This window comes from Streptococcus sp. 22.1, from assembly GCF_016648645.1.
In the GTDB taxonomy this organism is placed as follows: Bacteria; Bacillota; Bacilli; order Lactobacillales; family Streptococcaceae; genus Streptococcus.
In genome coordinates this window covers 1-1,387 of sequence record NZ_JACLQK010000050.1, presented here as the reverse complement: position 1 = coordinate 1,387, position 1,387 = coordinate 1, and the positions used below count along the sequence as shown (strand labels likewise).

At 31.2% G+C, this 1,387-nt stretch carries 2 protein-coding genes; both read right to left on the bottom strand.

Annotated features, from left to right (window positions below):
• Positions 1 to 359: 359 nt before the first annotated feature.
• Positions 360 to 569 (bottom strand): helix-turn-helix transcriptional regulator, encoded by a 210-nt coding sequence (locus H7U04_RS11300; RefSeq protein WP_201059856.1) that lies wholly within the window; start codon positions 567 to 569, stop codon positions 360 to 362.
• A gap of 3 nt (positions 570 to 572) precedes the next feature.
• Positions 573 to 1,154, bottom strand: coding sequence for a hypothetical protein (locus tag H7U04_RS11295; RefSeq protein WP_021143452.1), 582 nt, complete (start codon positions 1,152 to 1,154; stop codon positions 573 to 575).
• Positions 1,155 to 1,387 lie beyond the last annotated feature (233 nt).

The window sequence follows — 1,387 nt, the reverse complement described above, 5'->3', positions numbered from 1 at the left end:
AGGCAGATGTTTATAAGAGACATGATAATATGTTTGAATTATATAACAATATCATCTTTCAAATGAATGTACTCATTCACTTTGAGCGCTTTTGTATGATAACTACATAATATGCAAGACCTCAAAATTGAATAGATTAGAGAAACATTAGCATTTTTGAAAGTATTTCGGCCTAAAAAGTTCTATTATTGGGTTAAAATGCTTGAAAAATAAACTATTATCTTATTTTTGAATGCGTTTCAACTAAGGTGAAGTCAAGAAAATTCCTTTGAAAACACTCCCTCTTACCAAAACCTCTTCTCAGAAAAACAAGTCTCCAAAAAACTAATACACAAATCAATTGGATTGTTTTACTTCTCTTATTTCAGACGAAATAGTTCTTCCACTTGTTTATTAAAGACCTGTGCTATTTTTAAAGCCATTTCCAACGAAGGGTTGTAGCGGTTATTTTCTAAGTGAACAATCGTTTCTCTCCGTATTCCTACTTGATTTGCTAAATCTTGTTGAGTCATACCATAAGCTTCCCTTACTTCTTTCAAGTTAGTCTTTATTTTACTTTCTTTCGCCATATTTCATCCCCTTTTTTCAATGATAAAGTAAGTAATGGCAAATAATAAGAGTAAAAAAGCCACCAAAATATAAAGAAATCCAGCATTCAAAACGAAAACTTTACAGACGGCTATCAAGGTTGCAATTCCCAATAATATAAAGATTGCTATTGTAAACAAAATGGAAGAGGACTTTGCAATATTTCTATAAAATCGTTCATCAGGTTCTTCATTAATTCTCTTGAATAAGAAGTAAAACATTAATAACAATTGAACACTTAATCCAATTCCTAACATTATATTCTTAATCAAAGAACCAGGAGTTAGAAGCCAAACTCCAATTGTATAGATCGATGACGAGAGAAGTACAAGCACTGTATATAATTTTGCAGTAATCCCAAACATATTTTTCTCTTTCTTTTGATAGGTTGATTTTGAGAGGACCGATTGCATCGTACAAGCCAAATACGTAGGAAGCCAAGACATCGTCATAATAGCACCTTTTGCTAGAATCGGTAGGTGATTCCCCAGCAATAAAACTAAACATACAACAATAAGCACGCTAGCGATATAAAGGATTATCTTTAAGTTCTTCGACATTTTCATTTTCGTCACCTTCTTTCACCATGTTATAAATACATCACACCTTATCTGTTATAAATATATCACATTGTTATAAGAATTTCAAGATGAAGACAAAACTCTAGTAAGATTTTGAACAATTTTCAGAAATCTATACAAAAAAGCACCCATGAGGTAAACTGATATGATACCTCTTAAGTAGACAAGGTAAATACCTAAAATCTACTTAAGAGGTATTTTTATGTCTAGAAGAGAAA

Bases quoted from the DNA above. Each gene is read 5' to 3' on its own strand.
- H7U04_RS11300 (WP_201059856.1), bottom strand. From the start codon at position 569: ATGGCGAAAGAAAGTAAAATAAAGACTAACTTGAAAGAAGTAAGGGAA.
- H7U04_RS11295 (WP_021143452.1), bottom strand. From the start codon at position 1,154: ATGAAAATGTCGAAGAACTTAAAGATAATCCTTTATATCGCTAGCGTG.